Annotated in this window: 25 protein-coding genes and 1 tRNA gene; 20 read left to right on the top strand and 6 right to left on the bottom strand. The window is 30.6% G+C overall.

Annotated features, from left to right (window positions below):
* Nucleotides 1–109 precede the first annotated feature (109 nt).
* The 5 genes from AC0L3M_RS12270 (at nt 110) to AC0L3M_RS12250 (ending at nt 4,484) form a co-directional block, all read left to right on the top strand.
* The gene (locus AC0L3M_RS12270; protein WP_473430941.1) at nt 110–613 is read left to right on the top strand and encodes a hypothetical protein; all 504 of its coding nucleotides are present in this window, start codon (nt 110–112) and stop codon (nt 611–613) included.
* A gap of 77 nt (nt 614–690) precedes the next feature.
* The gene (locus AC0L3M_RS12265) at nt 691–1,506 is read left to right on the top strand and encodes a S24 family peptidase (protein WP_473430940.1); all 816 of its coding nucleotides are present in this window, start codon (nt 691–693) and stop codon (nt 1,504–1,506) included.
* A 2-nt stretch (nt 1,507–1,508) separates the two neighbouring features.
* Nucleotides 1,509–1,874, top strand: coding sequence for a ribonuclease P protein component (gene rnpA, locus AC0L3M_RS12260; protein ID WP_145005040.1), 366 nt, complete (start codon nt 1,509–1,511; stop codon nt 1,872–1,874).
* 49 nt (nt 1,875–1,923) lie between these two features.
* A complete protein-coding gene (locus AC0L3M_RS12255) occupies nt 1,924–3,558 on the top strand; it encodes a S41 family peptidase (protein ID WP_473430939.1) in 1,635 nt (544 codons plus the stop codon).
* Between the two features lie 59 nt (nt 3,559–3,617).
* A complete protein-coding gene (locus AC0L3M_RS12250) occupies nt 3,618–4,484 on the top strand; it encodes an OmpA family protein (RefSeq protein WP_473430938.1) in 867 nt (288 codons plus the stop codon).
* On the opposite strand, the gene AC0L3M_RS12245 is transcribed toward AC0L3M_RS12250, so the two are convergent.
* Both AC0L3M_RS12245 and rpiB read right to left on the bottom strand, forming a co-directional pair.
* Nucleotides 4,485–4,928, bottom strand: a complete 444-nt coding sequence (locus AC0L3M_RS12245; protein WP_473430937.1) for a GNAT family N-acetyltransferase — start codon at nt 4,926–4,928, stop codon at nt 4,485–4,487.
* Nucleotides 4,929–5,001: 73 nt separating this feature from the next.
* Nucleotides 5,002–5,436 (bottom strand): ribose 5-phosphate isomerase B, encoded by a 435-nt coding sequence (rpiB, locus tag AC0L3M_RS12240; RefSeq protein ID WP_341587835.1) that lies wholly within the window; start codon nt 5,434–5,436, stop codon nt 5,002–5,004.
* A 682-nt stretch (nt 5,437–6,118) separates the two neighbouring features.
* On the opposite strand from rpiB, the gene AC0L3M_RS12235 reads away from it, so the two are divergent.
* The 6 genes from AC0L3M_RS12235 to AC0L3M_RS12210 all read left to right on the top strand — a co-directional run bounded on the left by AC0L3M_RS12235 (nt 6,119) and on the right by AC0L3M_RS12210 (nt 11,297).
* Nucleotides 6,119–8,377: a ribonuclease R family protein gene (locus AC0L3M_RS12235; protein ID WP_473432508.1), complete on the top strand. Its 2,259-nt coding sequence runs from the start codon at nt 6,119–6,121 to the stop codon at nt 8,375–8,377.
* Nucleotides 8,378–8,529: 152 nt separating this feature from the next.
* Nucleotides 8,530–8,832, top strand: a complete 303-nt coding sequence (locus AC0L3M_RS12230; RefSeq protein ID WP_145005022.1) for a YbjQ family protein — start codon at nt 8,530–8,532, stop codon at nt 8,830–8,832.
* 111 nt (nt 8,833–8,943) lie between these two features.
* The gene (locus AC0L3M_RS12225; RefSeq protein WP_473430936.1) at nt 8,944–9,621 is read left to right on the top strand and encodes a head GIN domain-containing protein; all 678 of its coding nucleotides are present in this window, start codon (nt 8,944–8,946) and stop codon (nt 9,619–9,621) included.
* 122 nt (nt 9,622–9,743) lie between these two features.
* The gene (locus AC0L3M_RS12220; RefSeq protein WP_145005016.1) at nt 9,744–10,421 is read left to right on the top strand and encodes a LysE family translocator; all 678 of its coding nucleotides are present in this window, start codon (nt 9,744–9,746) and stop codon (nt 10,419–10,421) included.
* 92 nt (nt 10,422–10,513) lie between these two features.
* Nucleotides 10,514–10,954 (top strand): GldL-related protein, encoded by a 441-nt coding sequence (locus AC0L3M_RS12215; RefSeq protein WP_473430935.1) that lies wholly within the window; start codon nt 10,514–10,516, stop codon nt 10,952–10,954.
* Entirely contained in the window at nt 10,947–11,297 is a 351-nt protein-coding gene (locus AC0L3M_RS12210) for a ribose-5-phosphate isomerase (protein WP_292948187.1), read from the top strand. Before AC0L3M_RS12215 ends, AC0L3M_RS12210 begins: the two co-directional genes overlap by 8 nt.
* A 190-nt stretch (nt 11,298–11,487) precedes the next feature.
* Here AC0L3M_RS12210 and AC0L3M_RS12205 read toward each other — a convergent pair.
* Together AC0L3M_RS12205 and folB are read right to left on the bottom strand one after the other, a co-directional pair.
* Nucleotides 11,488–11,558 (bottom strand) — tRNA-Cys (locus tag AC0L3M_RS12205).
* A 50-nt stretch (nt 11,559–11,608) separates the two neighbouring features.
* Nucleotides 11,609–11,971, bottom strand: a complete 363-nt coding sequence (gene folB / locus AC0L3M_RS12200) for a dihydroneopterin aldolase (protein WP_028282533.1) — start codon at nt 11,969–11,971, stop codon at nt 11,609–11,611.
* A gap of 154 nt (nt 11,972–12,125) precedes the next feature.
* Between folB and AC0L3M_RS12195 the strand changes: the two genes are divergently transcribed.
* The 4 genes from AC0L3M_RS12195 (at nt 12,126) to AC0L3M_RS12180 (ending at nt 16,089) form a co-directional block, all read left to right on the top strand.
* Complete coding sequence (locus AC0L3M_RS12195) at nt 12,126–14,135, top strand: glutamine--tRNA ligase/YqeY domain fusion protein (protein WP_473430934.1); 2,010 nt, start codon at nt 12,126–12,128, stop codon at nt 14,133–14,135.
* A gap of 152 nt (nt 14,136–14,287) precedes the next feature.
* A complete protein-coding gene (locus AC0L3M_RS12190) occupies nt 14,288–14,548 on the top strand; it encodes a hypothetical protein (protein WP_473430933.1) in 261 nt (86 codons plus the stop codon).
* Between the two features lie 88 nt (nt 14,549–14,636).
* Nucleotides 14,637–15,794, top strand: a complete 1,158-nt coding sequence (locus AC0L3M_RS12185; protein ID WP_473430932.1) for a GNAT family N-acetyltransferase — start codon at nt 14,637–14,639, stop codon at nt 15,792–15,794.
* 85 nt (nt 15,795–15,879) lie between these two features.
* Nucleotides 15,880–16,089 (top strand): hypothetical protein, encoded by a 210-nt coding sequence (locus AC0L3M_RS12180; RefSeq protein ID WP_292948177.1) that lies wholly within the window; start codon nt 15,880–15,882, stop codon nt 16,087–16,089.
* 46 nt (nt 16,090–16,135) lie between these two features.
* On the opposite strand, the gene AC0L3M_RS12175 is transcribed toward AC0L3M_RS12180, so the two are convergent.
* Complete coding sequence (locus AC0L3M_RS12175; RefSeq protein WP_145004995.1) at nt 16,136–17,056, bottom strand: SPFH domain-containing protein; 921 nt, start codon at nt 17,054–17,056, stop codon at nt 16,136–16,138.
* Nucleotides 17,057–17,133: 77 nt separating this feature from the next.
* Between AC0L3M_RS12175 and AC0L3M_RS12170 the strand changes: the two genes are divergently transcribed.
* On the top strand, nt 17,134–17,817 hold the full coding sequence (locus tag AC0L3M_RS12170; RefSeq protein WP_145004992.1) for a hypothetical protein: 684 nt from the start codon (nt 17,134–17,136) through the stop codon (nt 17,815–17,817).
* Nucleotides 17,818–17,875: 58 nt separating this feature from the next.
* On the opposite strand, the gene gltX is transcribed toward AC0L3M_RS12170, so the two are convergent.
* Complete coding sequence (gene gltX / locus AC0L3M_RS12165) at nt 17,876–19,384, bottom strand: glutamate--tRNA ligase (RefSeq protein ID WP_473430931.1); 1,509 nt, start codon at nt 19,382–19,384, stop codon at nt 17,876–17,878.
* 184 nt (nt 19,385–19,568) lie between these two features.
* Between gltX and AC0L3M_RS12160 the strand changes: the two genes are divergently transcribed.
* The 4 genes from AC0L3M_RS12160 (at nt 19,569) to AC0L3M_RS12145 (ending at nt 26,398) form a co-directional block, all read left to right on the top strand.
* Nucleotides 19,569–23,030 carry a hypothetical protein gene (locus tag AC0L3M_RS12160; RefSeq protein ID WP_473430930.1) on the top strand — a complete coding sequence of 1,154 codons (3,462 nt, stop codon included), beginning with the start codon at nt 19,569–19,571 and terminating at the stop codon, nt 23,028–23,030.
* Complete coding sequence (gene ybeY, locus AC0L3M_RS12155) at nt 23,023–23,439, top strand: rRNA maturation RNase YbeY (protein WP_473430929.1); 417 nt, start codon at nt 23,023–23,025, stop codon at nt 23,437–23,439. Before AC0L3M_RS12160 ends, ybeY begins: the two co-directional genes overlap by 8 nt.
* Before the next feature lie 112 nt (nt 23,440–23,551).
* Nucleotides 23,552–25,423, top strand: a complete 1,872-nt coding sequence (gene mnmG / locus AC0L3M_RS12150; protein WP_473430928.1) for a tRNA uridine-5-carboxymethylaminomethyl(34) synthesis enzyme MnmG — start codon at nt 23,552–23,554, stop codon at nt 25,421–25,423.
* Nucleotides 25,424–25,531: 108 nt separating this feature from the next.
* Nucleotides 25,532–26,398: a class I SAM-dependent methyltransferase gene (locus AC0L3M_RS12145; RefSeq protein ID WP_473430927.1), complete on the top strand. Its 867-nt coding sequence runs from the start codon at nt 25,532–25,534 to the stop codon at nt 26,396–26,398.
* The last annotated feature ends 148 nt before the right edge of the window (nt 26,399–26,546 follow it).

Raw genomic sequence — 26,546 nt, 5'->3', positions numbered from 1 at the left:
GTATAAAATATTGTTAAAAAAAACTATCAAATAAAAAGAATAAATAGAAGTTAGACTTAAAAATTTTAGTTCATTATATTTCAACATGTTAATTAATACTATTTATAAAATGAAATCATTTACTTTACTTTTAATTGTGTTACTAATATTTAGCTGCAAGGATGAAAACAGAACTAATACACCTTCGGTAAACAAAGAAAATAAGGTAGTATCATCCCAAACAAATCCAAAAACCGAAACTACTACAGGGATTATAACTATTCCTTTTTTAGAGGATATTAAAAGTTTAAAAAACGATACAACAACCAATCCTATTGAAACATTTCAGGAGACTGCTAAAATTTCTGCGAAAGCAATAATAAGCTTAAATAAAGACACTGTTGCTCCTGCATTAAATCAAGCAAAAGATTATACATATGCTGTAATTACAGTTGCAAATCACACTATAATTAAACTAAATTTAAAAGATTGTAAACCTTCAAGTGCTTGGGATGCTTGTATGCCAAAAGCAGAAGGTTATATTAAAAAAGGGGACTTAATATACCAAAATGACTATTGTAATAATATCATTGGATTACCAGATAATCAAGAGCGTATCTTATACTTGTTTTAAATAGTACAAATGTTTAACTTTTATTAATTTGTATATTAGCCTTTAATTAGATTTTAAACAGGATTACTTCTTGAACCATGCAGCAGATTGATCAAAAAATCACCACAATAATTAACCATTTTAATCTGAATAATTATGCGTTTTCAAAACGTATAGGTGTGACTGGTACAACTATTGACAGTATTATAAATGGACGTTTACAAAAGGATGGTACACGTAAAAAAACTAAGCCTGGTTATGACGTATTAAACGCCATTATTAATGTATTTGATATCAATCCAAATTATCTATTTGGAAAAAGTAAAGTCATGCTAAATCAAGATTTACCCAGTAGTCCATCATTTTCTAGTGTGCCTCAGGTAATTTCGGTATCAAGTGATAATAACGAAAATGTGATTTATGTACCTATAAAAGCAAGAGCAGGCTACCTAAATGGCTATGCTGACACCCAGTATATTCAAACCTTACCTTCTTTTTATATGCCTAATCTTGCCCATGGTACGTTTAGGTGTTTTGAAGTTCAAGGTCACTCAATGGTTAGTACATTTTTTGATGGAGATTTAGTATTTGCTAAATATGTAGAACAATTAGAGGATATAAAAAACGATCAAATTTATGTTGTAATTAGTAAAAACGATGGTATTGTTTTAAAGCGTATTATTAATACCACTACAACGGATAAAAAACTGATTTTAAAAAGTGATAACAAGGACGGAAATTATCCAGATTTTTCAATAAACGTTGAAGATATTATGGAAATTTGGCACGTAAAAATGTTTGCATCTAAACAAATATCTCAACCTGTTGATGTCTACGATAGGTTGCATGAACTTGAAACTAAATTAGTACAATTACAAGATTCAGTATTAAAAAAAGACTTAAAAAACAACTAATAATGCGTCTTACTTATAATAAACACGAAAAACTTAAAAGCCAAAAAGCAATCGAAAAATTGTTTGAACAAGGTAAATCAGTGTCTGCTTATCCATTACGTATGGTATATTTAAAAAATGATACTACTTTAAAAGTTGGTGTATCTGCCAGTAAACGTAATTTTAAAAAAGCTGTGGATAGGATTCGTGTTAAACGCTTGCTTAGGGAAGGCTACAGATTAAATAAAAATCTATTAATAGACAATAATAATGACCATTTCACGCTTATGATTTTATATCTTAGTAAAGAAATGCCAGATTTTGAGGTAATTAATCAAAAAATGAAAACGTTACTATCTAAATTTAATGACCAAATTTCTAAACCATAAGGACTTTTATTTTTAAAATTCTTATCGCATTTAGTTCAAAAAAATTATCATGAAAAACATATTAAAAAAACGTCTTATAATTCCAATATTAGCTGTTACCATTTTATTTACAGGTACTGCTTTTAAAAGCGATTTTTTTGAAATAGCTAAACAAATAGAAATATTCACAACACTTTTTAAAGAGCTGAATATGAACTATGTGGATGAAACTAATCCTGCAGAATTAATGGATAATGCCATTAAAAATATGCTTAACGACTTGGATCCATATACAAAATTTTATAACGAGCAAGATGTAGAAGCAGAGCGTATACGTCGTACAGGAGATTACACAGGAGTTGGAGCAAGGATTAAGACACTAAAAGATAAATTATTGGTTATTGAGCCCTACAAAGACTATCCAGCAGATAAAGCAGGATTAAAAGCTGGTGACGAAATTACAGCAGTAGATGGTACATTACTAGATGGTTTTGATGGTGATGCTTCAGACCTTTTAAAAGGAACACCAAACTCTACATTAGAAATTACCTATAAACGTCAAGGAAAAACAAATACAACCACTGTTACACGATCTGAAATAGAAATTGATGCTGTTCCTCACTTTTCCATGATAGACGCTAAAACAGGTTATATTGTGCTTCAAAAATTTAACGAAAAAGCGTCTTTACAAACTGGTTATGCTTTAAAAGATTTAAAAGCACAAGGTGCAACACAAATAATCTTAGATTTAAGAGGTAATCCTGGTGGCTTACTAAACGAAGCGGTTAATGTGGTTAACCTATTTGTACCAAAGGGACAATTAGTAGTTACCACAAAATCTAAAGTAAAAAAATATAATAAAACCTATTACACATCAAAAGAACCTATAGACACAACCATCCCAGTTGTAGTATTAATAGATGGTCGCAGTGCATCTGCATCAGAGATTGTTTCTGGGACATTACAAGACATTGATCGTGCAGTTATAGTTGGGTCTAGAAGTTTTGGTAAAGGACTAGTACAACGTCCTAAAAAACTAACTTATGGTACACAATTAAAAGTAACAATATCAAGATATTACACACCTTCTGGAAGATGTATACAGGCTTTAGATTATTGGAACAGAGATGACAATGGTAACGCTGTAAGAGTTAAACAAGAAAATTACAATGCCTTTAAAACTAAAAATGGTCGTAAAGTATTTGATGGTGGTGGTGTCTTTCCTGACGAAGCTTTAGAGGTGACTAAAAATACAGCAATAACAGACGCTATTTTAAATAGTCAAAGCATATTTGATTTTGCAACAACCTATTACTATAACAATAAAATAGAAGATATCTCTAAATTTAAATTAACAGATACCGACTTTAATACCTTTAAAAACTACCTAAATACATCAGGTTTTGAGTTTGAAACGGAAACTGAAAAAGCACTTAAAAAAGCAATGGAAGTTTCAAAATCTGAAAATTTAGATGACGATATTAGTAAGGATTATAAAACCTTAATAACTAATCTAGACAACTCTAAAGCTAAAGCTGTAGAGAATAATAAAAAACAATTAATTAACTTATTAACAGACGAAATCGTTAAACGTTACGTCTACAGAGAAGGGTTATATGAGTACTACAAAACTCATAATGAAGAGATTAAAACTGCAACAGATATTTTATCAAGTACCTCTAAATACAACAGATATTTAAACTAAATAAGCTAACACATTTTAACATATTAAATTTTTGGTATATTTAATGCTAGTTTATAATCATGAAGCATTTATTTTTATTAATATTATTAAGCACAACATTAGGTTTTTCGCAAAGCGAATTAACCCATGATGTGTATTTTAATACAGACGAATACGACGTTCCTTTAACTGAAGAAAACCGTATTTTACTATTTATTTCTAACTTAGATACCATAGCAATTCAAAAAATATCTATCTATGGTTTTACCGATGATAGAGGCTCTAATGACTATAATTTAGAGTTATCACAAAACAGAGCAAATACAATTAAAGAGTTGTTTTCCGGTTACGGAATTGACGAAAATTTAATTACCAATGTAAACGGAAAAGGTGAAATACTACTAAAAGTTTTAAACGAAGAAGAAGTCCACCAAATAAGAGGTTTAAACCGTAAGGTAGAAATTATTGTTACGCCAAAACTTCCCGAAAAAAAGACCATTACTAAACCTGAAGAAGTCACTGAAAATGAAACAGATGACAGTAAAAAAACTACAGATGACATAGCTAAAGGCACAATAAAAAAAGGGGATAAAATAACGCTAGACAAAATTTATTTTAAAACTAGTTATAGTTACGTAACTTCAGAGTCTAAAAAAACTTTAGAAGATTTAGCTAAGATTTTAGTCGCTAAAAAAAACATCTATTTTACCATACAAGGTCATGTATGTTGCACGCAAATGAGTCGTGATGCGGTAGATAAAAAAACCAAAAAACGCAATCTATCTGTAGCCAGAGCTAAATATATTTATGATTATTTAGCTAGAAAAGGCGTTGACAAAAAACGAATGAAATACGTAGGAATGCGTCGTAAATTTCCACTTGGTGGAGCTCCAGAACTAGACAGACGTGTGGAAATTTTAGTAACTTATGTAGGTAAAGAAGATTAATTAATCTTTAATCATCGCTACGTGTGGTATACCATCTTCTAGGTACTCCTCACCTATTTCAAAAAATTCTAAACTGTTATAAAAACGTTTTAAATAACACTGTGCAGAAATCTTAATTTTAGTTTCGTTATAATATGCTGCAATAGCTTCTATTGAGGCTTTCATTATAGCAACACCATATTTGTGTTGACGCTCATTATTAGCAACAACTACTCTACCAATACTAGAAAATTCAAAATAATCACCTGGTTTAAAAGCACGTGTGTAAGCCACTACTTTTTTGTTTTTAAAACCTATAATATGTAATGCTTTTTGATCTTTACCATCAATATCCTGATACACACAATCTTGTTCAACAACAAAAACTTCACTTCGTAATTGTAAAATATCATACAACTCTTGTGTTGTTAATTGCTCAAAAGTTTTAGTTTGTATGTCTAACATAATAGTAAATAATTAAAGTAAAGTTATAAATTAGACTACAACCTTAATAAGCTTATAGTCTAATATAGGGTTATTAACAATTAACTGGTATTTTATCGACACGGTTTTGATGACGACCACCTTCAAACTTAGTTTCTAAAAATGTGTCTACCATAGCTATAGCTTGTTGTACAGCTGTATAACGTGCAGGAATACAAATAATATTGGCATCATTATGTTGTCTTGTTAACTCTGTAATTTCTTTAGTCCAGCATATACCAGCTCTAACTTTTTGGTGTTTATTAGCAGTCATAGCTACACCATTTGCACTACCGCAAATTAAAATTCCAAAATCTACAGTATTGTTTGCTACATCATTTGCAACAGGATGCACAAAATCTGGATAATCTACGCTGTCTGTTTGGTCAGTACCATAGTTATTAACAGTGTAACCTTTTGCTTCTAAATGTTTAACGATAGCAAACTTATAGTCTGTGCCTGCATGATCGTTACCAATTGATATTTTCATAGTAGTAGTTGTGTTATTGTTTATTAGATTTCAAAGTTAATAATTGATTACAAGTATTAATAAGTAATAGCTATTAACTTATTCATAAAAATTAAATTCGTAATTATTTAAAAATCAATCACTATTATTAAATTGTTAACTACTCAGGATTAAGTATTAATTACTTGTTAATATCTTGTGATTGTTTTTTAAAACTTTTGTTAGGATTATCCAGTTAATTTTACAAACCAAAATTGGTTATTAACAACCAAAAAAGTTAGCCCTTTTTTTGCATACTTATCATTAAAAAAATTACAGATACCAACATCAATTTTTAAAATACTTATCAAAAATCTGTTGTCAACAGTCGTTATTAACAGTTGTTAATAACATAAGTATTTACTTTAAAACCAAATACTTTAGATAGCTAATAACTTGTTAATAGACTCTATTATTAAACAAATCAAATCAAAATCTAAAAAAGTTATACCGCTATTAACAAGCTATAATAATCACTATTTTTTTAAAATTTAAAAGAAAATAAATGATATATAGTATATATGTGAATAACTCTAAATTCAAGATTTAATATTAGTTTAATATCCATTTAATTATAATAACGTAGCTTTGTATAAACTTAATAACCAATCTTCTCCTTGTATTAAGTTATAAATAACAGAATTTCAAGTATCTTAGAGATTCAATAGATTACAAATTAAATGACAAAAAAAAACACAGGAAACCTTCAAATAATAAGATTTCCAACCTTACAAATACAATCTTAAGTATTTTAAAAAAAGAAAGAAACCAAAGCTTTAACTATAAGCAAATAGCAGCTAAAATAGGAGTTAATGATGCTAGTAGTCGTAATCAGATTATTAAAAAATTAGCGCAACTTAAAGCTAAAGAGGAGATTATAGAAACAGATCGTGGAAAATTTAAAGCAGTTGTTAACACTGAGTATCATACTGGTATTTTTGATGCAGCACAACGTGGTAACGGTTACGTTATTTGCGATGCTTTTGAGAACGATATTTATATAGCTTCTAACAATGTTAATAAAGCACTAAATGGTGACGAAGTAGAATTATACGTTTACAAACGAAGAAAACAAGGTAAGCTTGAAGGCGAGATTACCAATATTATCAAACGTGCTAAAACTGAGTATGTTGGTATTATACAAATACACGAAAAGAAAAACTTTGCTTTTGTTGTTGTAGATGGTAATAAAATGAAAACTGACATTTTTGTGCCAATTAATAAAACTTTAAAAGCCCAAGATGGCGATAAAGTTGTGGTTACAATGGAGGATTGGCCAGACAAAGCAGATTCACCTAATGGTCGTGTAATTAAAGTTTTAGGTAAAGCTGGAGAACATAATACAGAAATACATTCTATACTAGCAGAATATGGTTTACCATACGAGTTTCCAACCGAAGTAGAGGATTATGCAAATTCTATTGACTTAAATATTACTGCAGAAGAAATAGCAAAACGTCGTGATATGCGTAAAGATTTAACCTTTACTATAGATCCAAAAGATGCTAAAGATTTTGATGATGCGTTATCATTTACAGTTTTAGATAATGGTTTATATGAAATAGGAATCCATATTGCAGATGTATCACACTACCTTAAGGAAAATACTGTTTTAGATGATGAAGCTTATGAGCGTGCAACTTCAGTATACTTAGTAGATAGAGTTGTACCTATGTTACCAGAAATTTTATCAAATGGTGCTTGTTCATTACGTCCTCATGAAGAGAAATATACGTTTTCAGCAGTATTTAAAATTAATGATAAAGCCGAAATTAAAGACCAATGGTTTGGTCGTACAGTAACGTATAGTGATGCTCGTTTTGCTTATGAAGAAGCACAGGCAATCATTGAAAATAACATTACTTTTAACAAAGCCGAAATTATTTCTAATCCAGAAAAAATAGATACAACCATTCCAAATGAAGTATCATTAACTGGTAAACAGTATAATACAACTCCAGAAATAGCACAAGCGGTTTTAAAATTAGACGAGCTAGCTAAAAAAATGCGTAATAAACGTATGCAATCAGGAGCTATTAGTTTTGATAAAGTAGAAGTTAAATTCTCTTTAGATCAAGATGCAAATCCTATTGGTGTTCACTTTAAAACTAGTAAAGATGCTAACAAGTTAATAGAAGAGTTTATGCTTCTGGCTAACAAAAAAGTATCAGAGTTTGTTTCTAAAATGAAACCAGAAAAAACTTTTGTTTACCGTGTTCATGACGAGCCAGATGAAAGTAAACTAGCTGCTTTACAAGGCGTAGTTGCTAAGTTTGGTCATAAACTAAACTTTAAAAGTAAAGCCGGAATTGCATCATCTTTAAACCAGTTATTAACAGATGTTCAAGGTAAAAAAGAACAAAATTTAGTAGATACTTTAGCAATTAGAACCATGTCTAAAGCAGAGTATACCACTAAAAATATAGGACATTACGGATTGGCTTTTGGCGATTATTCTCACTTTACCTCACCAATTAGACGTTATCCAGATGTCATGGCACATAGATTGTTACAACGTTATTTAGATGGCGAAAAAAGTGCTAATCAAGAGGAATATGAAGAGAAGTGTAAACATTCTAGTAACATGGAATATTTAGCAACTAAAGCAGAACGTGACTCGATTAAATACATGCAAATTAGATTTATGCAAGACCATCAAGACGAGGAATTTGTTGGTGTAATTTCTGGTGTAACCGATTGGGGAATTTATGTAGAGATTATCTCTAATAAATGTGAAGGTATGGTTAGAATTAGAGATATTAATGACGATCATTATGATTTTGATCAAGAGCAATTTGCATTAGTTGGACGTAATACTAAAAAAGTATATCAACTTGGAGATGAGGTGATTGTTAAAGTAAAACAAGCCGATTTAGTAAAACGTCATCTTGACTTCAACCTAATTGGTAAGCACGAAGGTTAATAGTAACTAACCTTTTTTAACCCTTAAAAATTTTAAAAAATGTATCAATTAACTTTAAGTTTTTGATACATTTTTTTTAGCCAGTATATAGTTTTCGTTATTAACAGTAACTTTTTATTACATTTAACTACTAATATTTAAAACCAATAACCATGATATTAACAACAACAAATTCTATTGAAGGATTTAGAATAATTGAATACAAAGGGATTATAACTGGAACCTCTTTTGAGACTAAAACAAAATTTTCTTTTAAGACCGAAAAAAATAAAGAGTTAACAACAGACGTTATAAACGAAGCAAAGGAACATGCTTTTCAAGAGTTACAAACCAATGCTAGCAATTTAAATGCAAATGCAGTAGTTGGCATAAATGTTGATTTTGAAACCGTAAATGGCTCTTATTTTTTTGTTTCAGTAACAGGAACAGCAGTAAGCGTAGCACCTCAAAAATAAATAGTTAGTCTTTTTATTTTTTTAGTGTGTTTATAAATAAAAACTAATATTACTAAAAGTGTAACACTTGCAAAAAAGAAGCCTCTTTATTAAAACAAAACCTTTTTTAAAATGAAAAATTTATTAGTTACAGTTTTCTTTTTAGCAACAACTTTAATTTTTGCTCAAAATCCAAAAAACAAAAATGTTGGTGATTTTAACGAAGTTAAAGTCTTTGACTTAATTAAAGTAAGTCTAGTAAAATCTGACGAAAATAAAGTTATGATTACTGGAGAGGATGTAGATGATGTAGAGATTATAATTAAAAACAATACCTTAAAAGTACGCATGAAATTTGACCGTAGTTTTGATGGTACTAAAACTTTTGTGGCTGTGCATTACACAGATTTAAAAGTAATTGATGCTAATGAAGGAGCCATAGTTGTTGGTAACGAGTTAATAACTCAGGACAACATAGAGCTTCGTGCGCAAGAAGGCGCATCTATAATTGTTGGGTTAGACGTTAATACAGTTAATGTAAGAGCTGTTTCTGGAGGTATTGTAGAAACTAGAGGTAAAGCCAACACGCAAGACATAACGCTTAATACAGGAGGTATTTACGAAGGTCGTGATTTTGAAACAAAAAATACAACAGTAAAAGTTAGAGCAGCTGGTGAAGCAGAGGTTAAAGCAAGCGATTCTGTAGATGCACGTATTACAGCAGGTGGAACCATTGATATCTATGGAGATCCACAAATAGTAACTAAAAAGCACACGTTTGGAGGTTCTATTTCTGTAAAAAATGATTAAATAACTTAACCAGATTTATAATAAGGCTTCAAATTTAATTTGAAGCTTTTTTTATTTGTAGCTATAGTACTATGTGTTAATTAAATATTTTCTTTACTTTGTAGTAAACACAATTAAAATCAATGTTCGACGATATACTTGCAGCTATCCCTTTTGGTATAATACTTTCTTTTACCGTAGGACCTGTATTTTTTGTATTGTTAGAAACTAGTGCTACTAAAGGGGTAAGAAGTGCATTAATATTTGATGCTGGTGTAATTTTAGCCGATATTTTATTTATTGTAGTCGCCTTTTTTAGTACTGAAAGGTTACTTGGTAAAATTGAAAATGACCCTAATTTTATAATATTTGGTGGTGTATTATTGGTGTTTTATGGCATAATTTCGTTTGTTAAAACATCGCGATCGTTTAGATCTATTGTTAAAGAATATCATAAAGTAGAATTTAAAAAAGGCTACGGTAAACTATTTGTCAAAGGATTTTTACTTAACTTTATTAACATTGGTGTCTTATTAGGTTGGCTAGGTTTTATAGTTCTGGCAAGTAAAATTACAACTTCGCATAACGGAGTAATTGTTTTTGTTACAACCATGTTGGTTGCCTATTTTGTAACAGATCTAGTAAAAATTATTGCAGCTAAAAGACTTAAAAATAAATTAACGCCACGTCTTATTTTTAAAACTAAAAAAATTATTGCTTTAGTTATTTTAGGATTTGGTATTTTGCTGTTAGCACAAGGTTTTTTTCCAGAAGAAAAAGAAAAAATTAAAGAAAAGCTTGAGCAAATTAATCCATTATAATTTGTTTTATGAGTACTTTTCAACCCCAAAAAAATACCTTACTTCTTCGTATTTGTATCTCAATTTTACTTTTAGGTAACTTATTTAAAATTATGCATTGGCCAAATGCATATGATTTATTAACCTTTAGTATTAGTGGTATTTTGATAGTATATCCCATTCGTTTTTATTTTAAACAAGACAAAGAAACCATGGATTATATTAAAGTTATTATGATCGTTTTGTGGTGTTTAAACTTTCTTCTTGGATTTAATCAAGTATTTGGTTTTAGTATTTTAATAATACTATTTGGTTGGTGGTTATTAACAGAAAGCGCTAATTATTTTAATAACAATAAACTTGTCCTTTCCAATATTGCACAAAAAGTATATTACGGCTTTATAGCTATTAGTATTGGTAGTATTGCTTTTGGAACTCTTTTTAAAATTCAACATTGGCCTTACGCTAATGTCTTATTTACGTTAGGTGTTTTTTTGGCTTCTATATTAGTAATTGTAGACTATTTTGTAAGACGCAAAACGGAATATGTCTAAAACGCAATATCATATTTACGTTGTGGAATTGTCAAAAAAAGTATTTACTCAAAATACTAAGTTTAGAGCTGCCAATCCACAGTTTAATGGTGTTTTAGAGTGTTTATATGTTGGTATGACTAGCAAAACGCCCAAAGAGCGTTTTTTACAACATAAAACTGGCTACGTTAACAAAAAGGGACATAAGTTATCGTCTAACATTGTCCAGAAATATGGCATGTATTTAAGACCTAGTTTATACAACCATATTGGACCAATTGCAACTAGAGCAGAAGCTTTAAAAATGGAAGAAGCATTAGCTTTAGACTTACGTCGAAAAAAATATGCAGTCTGGTTTAATTAAAATTTTAGTGGTCATTGCGAGGTACGAAGCAATCTTTTCATAATTTTCAATCATAATTAGAAAAAATAAATGTATTATCTATGTTTTATATTTACATGATTGTTATTGTGTAACCTGCTTTTAATCAGTTAAAATTCATGTAAAATAAAGACATAAAAAAAAGCGCTACTTATAAAGTAACGCTTTCTTGAGGTGTCGAGCGGATTCGAACCGCTGTAGATGGTGTTGCAGACCACTGCCTAGCCACTCGGCCACGACACCCTTAATAGGACAGCAAATATAAAAATAATTACCGTTTTACCCTATTTCTGTTAGTTTTTTCTTTTTTCTGTTAATTCTACTGTAACCATCTGTACATCACCACCAATTGGAGGATTTATTTTACTTACAGCAACAGTTGCAATAGTAATTAATGTATCTTCTTTAAAAATACGATCTAAAATACGCTTAGCAACATGCTCTAAAAGTGCACTTGGTGTCGCCATTTCTTCAACTACAACTTTGTTTAAAAATACGTAATCTACTGTATCTTCTAATTTATCAGATGTTGTACTTTTTTGTAAATCTGCTTTCACTTTTAAATTTACTAAATAGTCGCTTCCAATAGCAGTTTCTTCTTTTAAACAACCATGATATGCAGTAACGCGTATATTTTCAACTTTAATTATTCCCATTTTCTTTAAATTTTGAGCAAAAGTACCTAAAATAGTAGTTTACTAAATTTTTAAAGTGTGGTTAAATTCATTTCAACTAAAAAATAACTAATTTTACAGCTTATTATTAAGTTGATGTAATAGCAATAATCAATTACAATAAAGTAAAACACGTATGTCTGAAGATAAAAAGTCACTCAATTTTTTAGAGCAAATTATAGAAGAAGATTTAACCAATGGTTTAGATCAAAGTAAACTACGTTTTAGATTTCCGCCAGAACCAAATGGATATTTACATATTGGTCATACTAAAGCAATTGGTATTAGTTTTGGTTTAGGCGAAAAATATAATGCACCAGTTAACCTTAGGTTTGATGATACTAATCCTGCTAAAGAAGAGCAGGAGTATGTAGATGCTATTAAAGAGGATATCTCTTGGTTAGGCTATCAATGGGCAAACGAGGTATACTCGTCAGATTATTTTCAAATTCTATTTGATTGGGCTGTACAGTTAATAAAAGATGGTAAAGCGTATGTGGATTCTCAATCTTCTGTCGCTATGGCAGAACAAAAAGGGACACCAACACAACCAGGAGTTGATGGACCATTTAGAAATAGATCTGTAGCAGAAAATCTTGACCTTTTTATGCGCATGAAAAATGGCGAGTTTAATGAAGGCGAACATATTTTACGTGCTAAAATAGACATGCAACATCCTAACATGTTAATGCGTGATCCATTAATGTATCGTATTTTAAAGAAAGCACACCACAGGACAGGAGACGATTGGTGTATTTATCCAATGTATGACTGGACGCATGGAGAAAGTGATTATATAGAGCAAATATCACACAGTTTATGCTCACTAGAGTTTAAGCCTCACAGAGAGCTTTACGACTGGTTTAAGGAGCAAGTGTATGATTATTCTAAATTAGAGTATCCAATGCAACCTAAACAACGTGAGTTTGCACGTTTAAACCTTAGTTATACTATCATGAGTAAACGTAAGTTGCTTAAGTTAGTAGAAGAAGGTATTGTAAACGGTTGGGATGATCCACGTATGCCTACAATTTCAGGACTACGTCGTCGTGGTTTTACACCAACAGCTATTAGAAAATTTGTAGAAACTGTTGGAGTTGCTAAACGTGATAATATTATTGACGTTGCACTTTTAGAGTTTTGTATACGTGAGGATTTAAACAAAAAAGCACCACGTGTAATGGCAGTTTTAGACCCTTTAAAAGTGGTTATTACAAATTATCCTGAAGATAAAGAGGAATGGTTAGAAGCCGAAAATAACCAAGAAGATGATGCAGCAGGTTTTAGAAAAGTACCTTTTTCTAGAGAAATCTATATAGAAAAAGAAGATTTTAAAGAGGAAGCTAGTAGTAAGTTTTTTAGACTAAAACTAGGCGGAGAAGTGCGTCTTAAAAATGCTTATATCATTAAAGCAGATAGTGTTGTTAAAGATGCAGATGGAAATGTTACTGAAGTACATTGTACATACTCTGAAGACACAGAACGTCGTATTAAAGGGACTTTACATTGGGTAAGTATTAAGCAAGCAATTAAAGCTGAAGTTAGAGAATACGACAGATTATTTTTAGACGAAGCACCAGATAGTCACGAGGATAAAGATTTTATGGAGTTTATTAATCCAAACTCTTTAAAAATTATAGACGCTTTTGTGGAGCCTAGTTTAAAAGAAGCTAAGGTAGGAGAGCAGTTTCAGTTTCAACGTTTAGGATATTTTAATGTGGATAACGACTCTAAAGCAGAGGCGTTAGTATTTAATAAAACTGTTGGTTTACGTGATAGTTGGGCAAAACAAAAACCAGCTGCCAATGCGCAAAATAACCAACAAAAACAACCACAACAAAACAATCGTCCTGCTATAGAGCAAATAAAATCATATGGTAAAAAATATGATAGGATGAAGCCAGAACAACAAGATAAGGCTAAAGCCGAAATACAAGCACTAGCAAAAGACGTTGCTTATCAAGATTTAGAACCACTATTTGGTACAGCAGTTAAAAAAGTAGGAACTCGTGTTATTACTATGATAACCTTAGGTATTTTACTTGATAATGGTTTAGATAAAAACGAAGCGATAACAGACTTTATTAACAAAGCGTTGGAAGACAAAAACGAGCTGTTAGTAAACGAAGCAAAAGCGCTTAACTAATAATTTAAAAACCTATCAGATGTAAAAATTTGATAGGTTTTTTTAGTATTAAAATTAGCTTTTACAAAGGCTACACTTATTTTAAGACTCTATTTACACGACAATTAGGCGTTGTTATTTATCTGTTTTATATACCATAATTAGTCTTTTTTTTGCTTGATATTATTTATAATAATGATAATAAAAGTGTTTTTAAAGGAGAATATAATAAGTCGTTTGGATTTGCTTTTTTTAAACGCGATGCCAAATTATCTGCTAAATTAAATCCAGGTTCTGCTAGAGGGTATTCTTCATCAGGTGCCTCAAGCTATTCCTCGTCGTCTTATTCTTCGTCTAGATCATCATCTTCAAGCAGTAGTTATTCTGGTGGAGGAGGACGATCCTCTGGAGGAGGTGCAAGTGGTAGTTGGTAATTTTATACTATTTTATTAAACCTTTATTTTGTAACGTTTTATGTTAATTAAGACTGATTAGTTAGTAATTAGTCTTTTATTTAAACCAGTGATACACTTTAAAATTTATAAAACGGTTATAGATCTTCCTGATTATTGGGATGCTTTACCGACTAATGATTTGTTTTTAAAAACTCCTTTTTTAAAAGCCTTAGAGCACTCTTGTCCAAAAAATATTAGTACTAATTATATTGGCATTTTTAAGGATAATAGTTTGGTAGGAATAGCTATTATACAACGCGTGCAGTTATATCTTGATGATGTCTTTAGAAATCCTACAGATAATACCTTAAAACGTCTTACAAAAGCTTTAATAGCTACTGTAGTTAGAGGTAATGCTTTAATTATTGGTAATTTGATGCATACTGGTCAACATGGTCTGTATTATAATACTAAAATGATTTCTCAAACCCTGTTTTTGGATACTATTTTTAAAGTTATTGACGCGTTATCAATTCAAATTAAAAAAGAAGACAATAAACGTGTTAGAATGATATGTTTTAAAGACTATTTTGAAACCGATAGTATCCATCAAAATCAACATTTATTTACTAAAAACAAGTTGTATAAATTACAAGTCCAGCCTAATATGGTTTTGGATATAATACCAAGTTGGAGTAGTAGTCAAGATTACGTTTTAGCATTAAGTAAAAAGTACAGAAGTCGTTACAAATCTGCTTTAAAAAAAGCAACTAATGTTATTAGAAAGGAATTAGATTTAAATGAAATAAATACAGCTTCGGAAGCTATATATATGTTGTATAAAAATGTTTCGGATAATGCTAAGGTTAATTCTTTTGTATTGGATAAAAGGCATTTTTTCAACTTTAAAAAAGAATTAGATCAAGATTTTAGGCTGTTTGGATATTATCTAAATGATCAATTAATAGGGTTTTATACCTTAATTTTAAACAATAACCAATTAGAAACTTACTTTTTAGGTTATAATCCGGATTTTCAATCCAAGTACCAATTGTATTTAAATATGTTGTATGATATGTTAGATTTTGCAATTTCAAATGGGTTTAAAAAGGTGGTTTATGCTAGAACTGCTATGGAGATTAAAAGCTCAGTTGGTGCTAAGCCTAATGCTATGAGTATATATATTAAGCATACTGACAATTTTATTTTAAATCCAACTTTAAAGTACATTGTAAACACATTAAATCCTACTTCAAAATGGGAGGAAAGACATCCATTTAAATAAGACTTTAGTAAATCTTTAGCATTATATTTTTTGTTTTGAAACGCCTTTACATTAATTTAGGTAAATAACTTAAAATCATACAGCTATGAATACGTCTCAAGAACTATTAACAAAAATATCTCAAAAAACAATTGAAATTAAAGAACACTATCCAGAGCTTCAAAAGTATCTAGATGAAACCAGGATTACCTTACCACATGGTGATAATAGTGCTGCTAAAGTGGATACGGAATCATTACAAAATTATTTAAATAGTTTAAATGAAATGGTTGATAAATATAAATCTAACTCATAAAAAAAGCCTCACATTTTGTGAGGCTTTTTTAGTATAAATTAAAGGATTAGTTTTCCTTTTTCTTTGCGTTTTTCATAGCTTCTCCAATTTGATTACTTGCTGTAAAACTTGCAACCATATCGTTTAGCATTGTACTACCTGCTTGAGGCGAGTTTGGTAATAATATTAAGTTACTGTTAGTCTCACTACCAATAGCTTGTAATGTATCATAATGTTGTGTAACTACAATTAAAGCAGATGCTTCTTGACTGTTAATACCAACACGATTTAATACATCTACAGACTCTTCTAGACCTCTAGCAATCTCACGTCTTTGGTCCGCAATACCTTGACCTTGTAAACGCTTACTTTCTGCTTCAGCTTTTGCTTTTTCAACTATTAATATACGTGCAGCATCTCCTTCAAATTGAGCAGCAGTTTTTTCTCTGTCTGCAGCATTAATACGGTTCATTGCAGCTTTTACTTGAGCATCTGGATCTATATCTGTTACTAAGGTTTTAATAATATCAAAACCATAGTCTGACATGGCATCATTTAATTCAGTTTTTACTGCAATTGCAATATCATCTTTTCTAACAAAAACATCATCTAATTTCATTTTAGGTACTTCGGCACGTACCACATCAAACACATAACTTGTAATTTGTTCATGTGGGTAATCTAATTTGTAAAAAGCATCATAAACTTTTTGACTAATTACACGATATTGTACAGATACTTTAAGACGTACAAATACATCATCTAAGGTTTTAGTTTCAATAATGACATCTAATTGTTGGATTTTTAAGCTTAATCTACCTGCTATTTTATCTACTACAGGAATCTTTAGATGTAATCCTGATTGGCGTATGCTATGGAATTTACCAAAACGCTCTACAATAACAGCTGTTTGTTGTTTTACAACAAAAAATGAGGATAAAAATACAAATAGTACAAGGACTATTAGGATAATAAGTGTTGGATTCATGAAAAATGGATTTTAATGGTTATACTACTATGGTTACTAAATTAAGTTATATTTGCGGACAAACCCCTTAATTTACTATGAAAAAAATTCAATTCATCTTATTAGTAGCACTAACTATAGGTTTTGTTACAAAAAACTTTGGTCAACATACAAGTTATAAAATTAAAAACGGATTTTCTTTGGGTGGAGGAATCACTCAATTTGATATCATTACAGACAATTTTGAAACTAAAAAAGGAGACGGTTGGATTGCTAACATGACTGCTACAGTGGATATTCCTCAAAAATGGTTTAATGTTAGTTACGGTATGCAATTGTCTGAAAACACGATTAGTACTACTGGATTTGATTTAGCATCCACTTTATTGGCCCAAGATGTGGAGTATAAAATTTTTACTGCTCAAGTACAATTTTTATGGCATGCTAAACCTTTTAGAAGCTCTCATTTTACTATAGATTTTGGTCCAATGTTACAATATAATAGTGATTTAGAGTTAAGTGATGACCAACAAGAAGACTTTATATTAGCAGATTTTGATACAGTTCAGGCTAAAGCTGTAAAGGATTTAAATAACTTTAATGTTAATGGTACTGTTGGTGCAACTTTAGGTATTGGCTTTTTTAAATTAAGAGCTCAATACATTTATGGGTTTACTAATATTTTAGGTGCTTTAAATGACTCAGATTTTAATCAAGCATTAGGTAGAGATTTTAAAGGAAACCAAAGCATGTTTGCCTTTACAGGAATGTTGACTTTTTAGGTTTTATACTACATAAAAGACATTAAAAAAGCCATCTAATTTAGATGGCTTTTTTGTTTTATATACTTTTAATAAGTTGTTCTATGCGTTTGATACTTTCGTTTTTACCAATCATATACATAATTTCAAAAACATCAGGTCCTTGTAAAGCACCAACTAAAGCCAAACGTAAAGGCATCATTACTTTACCAAAACCGATATCATTTGAAGTAATCCATCCTTTTATGTCTTTTTGAAGGGTTTCCACTTCAAAATCTTCAATGTTAGATACAACAGCTAAAACATCTGTCATTATAGCTTTAGTATCCTCTTTAAAGGCTTTTTTAGAAGCTTTTTCATCATAACTTTCCGGAGCAACAAAAAAGTAACTGCTTAAATCCCAAAAGTCATTGACAAATGTGGCACGTTCTTTAATTAATCCAACAACTAATGCTATATAATTTACATCAATTGCTTCTAATTGTTTGTGGTTTTTTTGAAAAGCTTCTGCTAAATCATCGTTAGATTGCTCTTGCATGTAATGGTGATTAAACCATTTAATTTTATCAGGATCAAAACGTGCTCCTGCTTTATTCACTCTGTTTAAATCAAAAGCAGCAACTAATTCTTCTAACTCAAAAATCTCTTGTTCTGTACCAGGATTCCAACCTAAAAAGGCTAAAAAGTTAATAACTGCCTCTGCAAAGTAGCCTTCTTCTTTATAACCAGTAGCGCTATCACCAAATTCTGGATTCCATGCTAAAGGAAACACTGGAAAACCTAACTTATCACCATCACGCTTACTTAATTTTCCTTTTCCTGTTGGCTTTAATATTAATGGTAAATGTGCAAATTCTGGTTGTTCCCATCCAAAAGCTTGGTATAATTGAAAGTGTAATGCTAAACTTGGTAACCATTCTTCACCTCGTATAACATGCGTAATTTCCATTAAATGGTCATCTACAATATTTGCTAAGTGGTACGTAGGCATACCATCGCTTTTAAATAATACTTTATCATCTAAAACGTTAGTATCTATTTTAATATCACCACGAATAATATCTTTTAAATGTAGTGTTTGATCTTGTGGACTTTTAAATCTAATAACGTAATCGTCTCCAGCATCTAATTTAGCTTTAACTTGCGTTTCTGTAAGTGCTAACGAGTTGCTTAAATTTAAGCGATTATGCCAATTATAAATAAACGTTTTACCATTAGACTCGTCTTGAGTTCTATGAAAATCTAATTCCTCTGACGTATCAAAAGCATAGTAAGCATTTCCGCTAGCAATTAATTGGTCAGCATATTGTTTATATAAAGCTTTACGTTCACTTTGTCTGTAAGGTCCAAATTTTTCATTTTTATCTGGTCCTTCATCAAAAGGGATATTACACCAATTTAAGGCGTCCACAATGTATTGCTCTGCACCTTCTACATAACGATTTTGATCTGTATCTTCAATACGTAATACAAAAGTTCCGTTATGTTTTTTAGCAAATAAATAGTTAAAAAGAGCTGTACGTACACCTCCAATATGTAAAGGTCCTGTTGGACTTGGTGCAAAACGCACTCTGACTTGTTTTGACATCTTGTTTTGTTTGAGTGTACAAAGATAGAATAGAGTAGTAGAAACAGCAAAAAAATAAGGATAAAGAACAGCTTTATACACAGGCTTTTTTCCGCGTAAGCGATTACCTTTAACAATAACTTATAATCCTATATATTTAGGTGTAAAAATAAAAATGTATTTTAGTCAGTTAAATAGCAATTACTTGAATAATTTTAATACTATACAGACCAAATTAGAGCAATTTATTAGAAAATATTATACTAATGAGTTGATAAAAGGTGCGCTATTATTTTTTAGTATTGGCTTGCTGTATTTTATTTTTACACTGTTAATCGAACATTTTTTATGGCTAAGTCCAACCGCTAGAACCGTTTTGTTTTGGTTGTTTATAATTGTCGAATTAACGCTGTTTGTTAGATTTATTGTTCTACCATTAGCTAGATTATTTAAACTTAAAAAGGGTATTGATTATAAAAAAGCATCTTCAATTATTGGTAATCATTTTCCAGAAGTTAACGATAAGTTACTTAATGTTTTACAATTAAAGGAAGCTGGTAGTCAATCGGAATTATTATTGGCAAGTATTGATCAAAAATCAGAAGAATTAAGCCCAATACCGTTTAAGTTAGCAGTTAATTTTAAACAAAACATAAAGTATTTAAAATATGCAGCTATACCTATTTTAATATTTGTAATTGCTGCTATTTCTGGTAAGTTAAATTGGTTTAGCGACAGCTACAAAAGGGTTGTTAATTATCAAACTGCTTATGAGCCTCCTGCTCCTTTTGCTTTTTTTGTGTTAAATGAAAACTTACAAACTACCCAAAATAAAGAATTTAGGTTATTAGCAACAACGCAAGGCGATGTAGTACCAGATAATGTTAAAATTACTTACAATAACGAAACTTATTTTTTGCAACAACGTCAATCCGGAACTTTTGAATACGTTTTTGAACAACCCAATACAGACATAACTTTTAATTTTACTGCTAATGGTGTTACTAGTAAACCATACACTTTAAAAGTTGTAGAAGTACCTACATTGGTTGGGTTTGATATGCATTTGGAGTATCCAAACTATACCAACAAACGTAACGAAACTTTAAAAGGTATTGGTAATGCAATTGTACCACAAGGAACCAAAATTACATGGCAGCTTAATACTAAAGCGACGGAAAAGGTTGATTTAATAAGTACAGATACTATTGCTTTTTCTAGTATAAAATCTGGTTATTTTGAGATCTCAAAAAAGGTATATTCTAATTTTGATTACAACATTAGCACCAGTAATAAGTCTATTAAAAATTACGAAAACTTAGCTTACGGTATTACTATTATTAAAGATCAATATCCTGATTTAAAGTTAGAAGTTAAGGTAGATAGTTTAGATAATCAAACCCTTTATTTTAAAGGACAAGTAAGTGATGATTATGGATTAATTAAGCTGCAATTGGTATATTATCCAAGAGATAATCCAGCTGCTAAAAAAACGCTAAACATTCCTGTCGCAAAATCTAATTTTGATCAATTTATAGGCAGCTTTCCTAATAACTTATCAGTAGATGCAGGTGTGTCTTATGATTTGTATTTTGAGGTATTTGATAACGATGCTGTTAATAGTATTAAAAGTACTAAAAGTTCTGTGTTTAATTTTAGAAAACGTACACAGGATGAGGAAGAAGAAAAGCAATTACAAGAGCAAAATCAAACCGTTAAGGATTTAAATAAGTCTTTAGAAAAATTTGACAAACAGCAAAAGGAATTACAAGAGTTATCTAAAACGCAAAAAGAAAAAGCTGAATTAAACTTTAATGATAAGAAAAAATTTGAAAACTTTTTAAAACGTCAGAAAGAACAAGAACAAATGATGAAGCAATTCAACAAAAAGTTGAAGGATAATTTAGACGAATTTCAAAAAGATAAAAAGGAAGACGATCAGTTTAAGGAAGATTTAAAACAACGTCTTAAGGATAATGAAGACCAACTTAAGCAAGATGAAAAATTGCTTGAAGAATTAGAAAAACTAAAAGACAAATTTAGTAAAGAGCAGTTTACAAAAAAGTTGGACAATCTTGCTAAAAAGGCTAAAAGTCAAAAACGAAGTTTAGAACAATTGGTAGAGCTTACTAAACGTTATTATGTGACTAAAAAAATGGAAAAAATTAGTGACGAGCTTGATAAATTGGCAAAAGAACAAGATAAATTAGCTAATAGTAAAGCGGAAGAAAATACTAGTGACAAACAAGACGAGATCAATAAAAAATTTGAAGATTTACAAAAACAATTAGAGGATTTAGAAAAGGATAATCAAGATTTAAAAAATCCGATGGATGTACCTCGAGACAAAAATAACGAGGAAAACATTAAGGAAGAGCAGCAAGAGGCAAGTGACCAGTTACAGGAAAAAGAAGCTGCTAAGGATGAGAAACAAAAAAAAGATAAACAACAATCAGCAAAACAAAAGCAAAAAAGTGCAGCTCAAAAAATGAAAAAAATGAGTCAAAGTATGCAGATGCAAATGGCTGGTGCTGCGCAAGAGCAACTAGAGGAAGATATTGCTATGTTACGTCAGATCTTGGATAATTTGGTGATTTTTTCTATGGATGAAGAAGCTTTGATGAAACAATTTAAAAGCATAGAAATTAATCATAATGAGTATGCGACTTACCTTAAAAAACAAAAAGAACTTCGTACACATTTTGAGCATGTTGATGATAGTCTTTTTGCTATATCATTAAGACAGCCTAAGTTTTCTGAAGATATAAATAGAGAGATTAACGAAGTATATTATAATATAGATATGGCGTTAGACGAGTTTTCTGAAAATAAAATTTATCAAGGTGTATCGTCACAACAATATGTAGTTACTTCTGCCAATAATTTGGCTGATTTTTTAAGTGGTGCTTTAGATAATATGCAAAACCAAATGGGTATGCCATCTCCAGGACAAGGTGAAGGAGGTATGCCAATGCCAGATATTATTATTAGCCAAGAAGAGTTAGCTAAAAAAATGGGTGAAGCCATGAAAAAAGGTAAAGAAGGTAAAAAGGGAGAAGAAGGTGATAAAGGTGAATCTGGTGAAAACGGAAAAGCTGGCGAAAGTGGAAAAGATGGAAAAGACGGTAAATCAGGAGAAAATGGCGATGGAGATGGACAAGGAGAAGGTAAGGGTAAAGGTGGTAAACCAGGAGAAAATGGTCAAGGTCAAGGCGGAAGTCAACAAGGTGATAATGGATTAAATGAAGAAGGTAATGCTGAATTATTTAAAATTTATCAAGAACAGCAAATGTTGCGTCAAGCTTTAGAAGAGCGATTGGATAAAGAAGGTTTAGGTGAAAGTAGAGAAGCAAAGCAATTGTTAAAAGACATGGAGCAGGTTGAGTTGGATTTAATTAACAAAGGTTTTACCAATCAAACGCTTAGTAAAATGATCAATATTCAGCATCAGTTATTAAAACTCGAAAATGCAGTATTACAACAAGGTCAAGAACAAAAGCGACAATCTGAAACTAATACAACAGTGTTTAAAAATACAACTAACAATCAAATAGATAAGGCCAAACAATATTTTAATACAACTGAGATATTGAATAAGCAAACCTTACCTTTGCAGCAAATTTATAAGCAAAAAGCACAACAGTATTTTAAACAACAAAATGATTAGTTTTAATAACGAAACCGATTTTAAGCTTCAAGATGAAGCGAAAATCTCTAAATGGATATCTTCTATTATTTTAAAAGAAAACTGCAAGGAGGACGAGATAAATTATGTGTTTTGTGATGACGAGTATCTACATAAATTGAATGTAGAATTTCTACAACACGATACACTGACCGATGTTATTAGTTTTGATTACTCGGTAGGAAAAACACTACAAGGAGATATTTTTATTTCTGTAGAACGTGTTGCGGATAATGCAAAAGATTTTGATGTTTCATTTGATGCAGAATTACATCGTGTTATAATTCATGGTATTTTACATTATTGTGGATATAAAGATAAGACTGAAGCTGATGCTAGCTTAATGCGTGCTAAAGAAAACGAAGCATTAGCGTTATTAAAAGCAATGTAATTGTTTGTTGTATATTTGCACGCTTTTAAAAGTAAAATAATAAAAACGTTCCACGTGGAACAATCAATATAATGATACTGAGTTTTGCTTGGTATTAATTCAAATTAAAATTATGTTTAACGAAGTATATGATGTAATTGTAGTTGGAGCTGGTCATGCAGGAAGTGAAGCAGCAGCATCTGCAGCTAATATGGGTAGCAAGACTTTGCTAATTACCATGAATTTACAAAACATTGCTCAAATGTCTTGTAATCCAGCAATGGGTGGAATTGCTAAAGGACAAATTGTAAGAGAGATTGATGCGCTTGGTGGTTACTCTGGTATTGTAAGTGACACCTCTGCTATTCAATTTAAAATGCTAAACAAATCTAAAGGACCTGCAATGTGGAGTCCAAGAGTCCAAAGTGACAGAATGCGTTTTGCTGAAGATTGGCGTTTGATTTTAGAGCAAACTAAAAACCTTGATTTTTATCAAGAAATGGTTTCTGGTCTAATTGTGGAAAATGGAAAAGTTGCAGGTGTGACAACATCACTTGGAGTTAAGATAAAAGCTAAAAGTGTTGTCTTAACTAATGGTACTTTTTTAAATGGTTTAATCCATATTGGAGATAAAAATTTTGGTGGAGGTAGAGCAGGAGAAAGAGCTGCAACTGGAATAACTGAACAGTTAGTTAATTTGGGTTTTGAATCTGGTAGAATGAAAACCGGAACACCACCAAGAGTGGATGGTCGATCTCTGGATTTTTCTAAAATGGTCGAGCAACCTGGAGATGTTAATCCAGAAAAATTTTCATATTTAGACACTACAAAACCATTAACTCATCAACGTTCTTGTCACATGTCTTATACAAGTGAAAAGGTTCATGATTTATTGCGCGAAGGGTTTGATCGTTCGCCAATGTTTAATGGTCGTATTAAAAGTTTAGGACCTAGATATTGTCCTTCTATAGAAGATAAAATTAATCGTTTTGCAGATAAAAATAGACATCAATTATTTGTGGAACCTGAAGGTTGGAATACTTGCGAATATTATATAAATGGCTTCTCAACTTCGCTTCCAGAAGATGTTCAATTTAAGGCTTTACGTTCTGTAGTTGGTTTTGAAAACGTTAAGTTTTTTAGACCAGGTTATGCTATAGAATACGATTATTTTCCACCAACACAATTAAAGCACACTTTAGAAACTAAGTTAGTAGATGGCTTATATTTTGCTGGTCAAATTAACGGTACAACAGGTTATGAAGAAGCAGCGTCTCAAGGTTTAATGGCAGGAATAAATGCAGCATTAAAAGTGCAAGAACGCGATCCTTTTATACTGCAAAGAGACGAAGCTTATATAGGTGTTTTGGTTGATGATTTAATAACTAAAGGAACTGAAGAGCCATACAGAATGTTTACTTCTAGAGCGGAATATAGAACGTTATTACGTCAAGATAATGCAGATATAAGATTAACACCAAAAGGATTTGATTTAGGTTTAGCTAGCGAAAAACGTTTAATAAGAATGGAGGAGAAGCATGATGCAGCTGAAAAATTTGTGCAATTTTTTAGAGACACAAGTGTTACACCTGACGAAATTAATCCTGTGTTAGAAGCAAAAGATTCTGCTGCAATTAGACAGCAAGATAAGATGTTTAAAATGTTTGCTAGACCAAATATTGGTATTGAAGATATGAAGCAAATTGAATCTGTTTCAGGTTATATTAATGATAATAATTTGGACAGTGAGGTTATTGAACAAGCCGAAATTCAAGTGAAATATTCAGGCTATATTGCAAAAGAAAAGAATAATGCCGATAAGCTTACGCGTCTAGAAAATATAAAAATCCCACCTAATTTTGACTATTCAAAACTGCAGTCTATGAGTTTTGAAGCTAGAGAAAAACTTAAAAAAATACAACCTGTAACCATCTCTCAGGCATCAAGAATTAGTGGTGTATCACCATCAGATATTTCTGTTTTGTTGGTGTATATGGGTAGATAAATTGGATAAAAAAACAGAACGTTCCACGTGGAACGTTCTGTTTTTTTAATTATTGATGGATAACATAATTGTATTCTTATCAAAAAATCAATCAAAATATAAGTAATTGTGGCTAGTCAAAATAATCAAAATGTGTTTATAGAAGTAAAAGATCACTCAGTTTCTGGAGAGGTTTTTAAATTAATTGAAAACAGAACTTATGGTTATTTGGAAACGATTCCTAAACCAACTTTAGATAAATTACCAGAATATTATAAAACCGAGGATTATATTTCTCATACAGATTCTAAAAGAAATCTATTAGAAAACGTGTATCATGCAGTAAGGGAAATAGCATTAAAGCGAAAACTAAAGTTGATTGATTCATTTCAAACTAACGATAAATACATTTTAGATTATGGTTGTGGTACAGGAGATTTTTTAAAAACTGCATTAAATAATGGATGGCATGTTTCCGGAATTGAACCAAATGAGGAAGCAAGATTAATAGCAAATCAAAAAACTAAAAACGCAGTATTAGATCTGTCACAAATAAAAACTTTAAAAACTCAAAGTTTTGATGTTATCACCTTGTGGCATGTTTTAGAACATATTCCAAATTTAGAAGAACAAATTACACTACTTAAAACGTTACTTAAACCAAACGGTGTTTTAATTGTTGCGGTACCAAATTACAATAGTTACGACGCTAAACATTATAAACAATTTTGGGCAGCTTTTGATGTGCCAAGACATTTATGGCATTTTAATCAAACTTCTATTTCTAATTTATTTAAGACAGTTAATTTAAAAGTTCAATTTGCTAAGCCTATGCTTTTTGATTCATATTATGTTAGTCTATTATCTGAAAAATATAAATCTGGACGAATGAATATATTTAAAGCTTTTTGGATTGGTTGTGTCTCAAATTTTAAAGCACGGTCTTCTGGGCAATATTCTTCATTGATTTATACGCTTAAAACAGCTAAAAAGTAATTTAATAATCAGGATTAAACGATTTCAAGTCCTAACATATAAATATATTGCTTTTATTAAAAAACGCCTTAAACACGCTTATATGAGGTCGTTTTTAATAACTATTTCTTATTTAGAATTAAAATTATTATAAAAAATTCTTATTCTT

Source organism: Olleya sp. KJ81-1 (genome assembly GCF_055808135.1).
The sequence above is the reverse complement of the archived record's forward strand: the minus strand, read 5'-3'. Positions and strand labels throughout refer to the sequence as shown.

Bases quoted from the DNA above. Each gene is read 5' to 3' on its own strand.
- gltX (WP_473430931.1), bottom strand. From the start codon at position 19,384: ATGTCAAAACAAGTCAGAGTGCGTTTTGCACCAAGTCCAACAGGACCT.
- AC0L3M_RS12245 (WP_473430937.1), bottom strand. From the start codon at position 4,928: ATGTTAGACATACAAACTAAAACTTTTGAGCAATTAACAACACAAGAG.
- mnmG (WP_473430928.1), top strand. From the start codon at position 23,552: ATGTTTAACGAAGTATATGATGTAATTGTAGTTGGAGCTGGTCATGCA.
- AC0L3M_RS12255 (WP_473430939.1), top strand. From the start codon at position 1,924: ATGAAAAACATATTAAAAAAACGTCTTATAATTCCAATATTAGCTGTT.
- AC0L3M_RS12265 (WP_473430940.1), top strand. From the start codon at position 691: ATGCAGCAGATTGATCAAAAAATCACCACAATAATTAACCATTTTAAT.
- AC0L3M_RS12225 (WP_473430936.1), top strand. From the start codon at position 8,944: ATGAAAAATTTATTAGTTACAGTTTTCTTTTTAGCAACAACTTTAATT.
- AC0L3M_RS12210 (WP_292948187.1), top strand. From the start codon at position 10,947: ATGTCTAAAACGCAATATCATATTTACGTTGTGGAATTGTCAAAAAAA.
- AC0L3M_RS12220 (WP_145005016.1), top strand. From the start codon at position 9,744: ATGTTCGACGATATACTTGCAGCTATCCCTTTTGGTATAATACTTTCT.
- AC0L3M_RS12270 (WP_473430941.1), top strand. From the start codon at position 110: ATGAAATCATTTACTTTACTTTTAATTGTGTTACTAATATTTAGCTGC.
- AC0L3M_RS12230 (WP_145005022.1), top strand. From the start codon at position 8,530: ATGATATTAACAACAACAAATTCTATTGAAGGATTTAGAATAATTGAA.
- AC0L3M_RS12215 (WP_473430935.1), top strand. From the start codon at position 10,514: ATGCATTGGCCAAATGCATATGATTTATTAACCTTTAGTATTAGTGGT.
- AC0L3M_RS12195 (WP_473430934.1), top strand. From the start codon at position 12,126: ATGTCTGAAGATAAAAAGTCACTCAATTTTTTAGAGCAAATTATAGAA.
- AC0L3M_RS12175 (WP_145004995.1), bottom strand. From the start codon at position 17,056: ATGAATCCAACACTTATTATCCTAATAGTCCTTGTACTATTTGTATTT.
- rpiB (WP_341587835.1), bottom strand. From the start codon at position 5,436: ATGAAAATATCAATTGGTAACGATCATGCAGGCACAGACTATAAGTTT.
- ybeY (WP_473430929.1), top strand. From the start codon at position 23,023: ATGATTAGTTTTAATAACGAAACCGATTTTAAGCTTCAAGATGAAGCG.
- rnpA (WP_145005040.1), top strand. From the start codon at position 1,509: ATGCGTCTTACTTATAATAAACACGAAAAACTTAAAAGCCAAAAAGCA.
- AC0L3M_RS12180 (WP_292948177.1), top strand. From the start codon at position 15,880: ATGAATACGTCTCAAGAACTATTAACAAAAATATCTCAAAAAACAATT.
- AC0L3M_RS12170 (WP_145004992.1), top strand. From the start codon at position 17,134: ATGAAAAAAATTCAATTCATCTTATTAGTAGCACTAACTATAGGTTTT.
- AC0L3M_RS12250 (WP_473430938.1), top strand. From the start codon at position 3,618: ATGAAGCATTTATTTTTATTAATATTATTAAGCACAACATTAGGTTTT.
- folB (WP_028282533.1), bottom strand. From the start codon at position 11,971: ATGGGAATAATTAAAGTTGAAAATATACGCGTTACTGCATATCATGGT.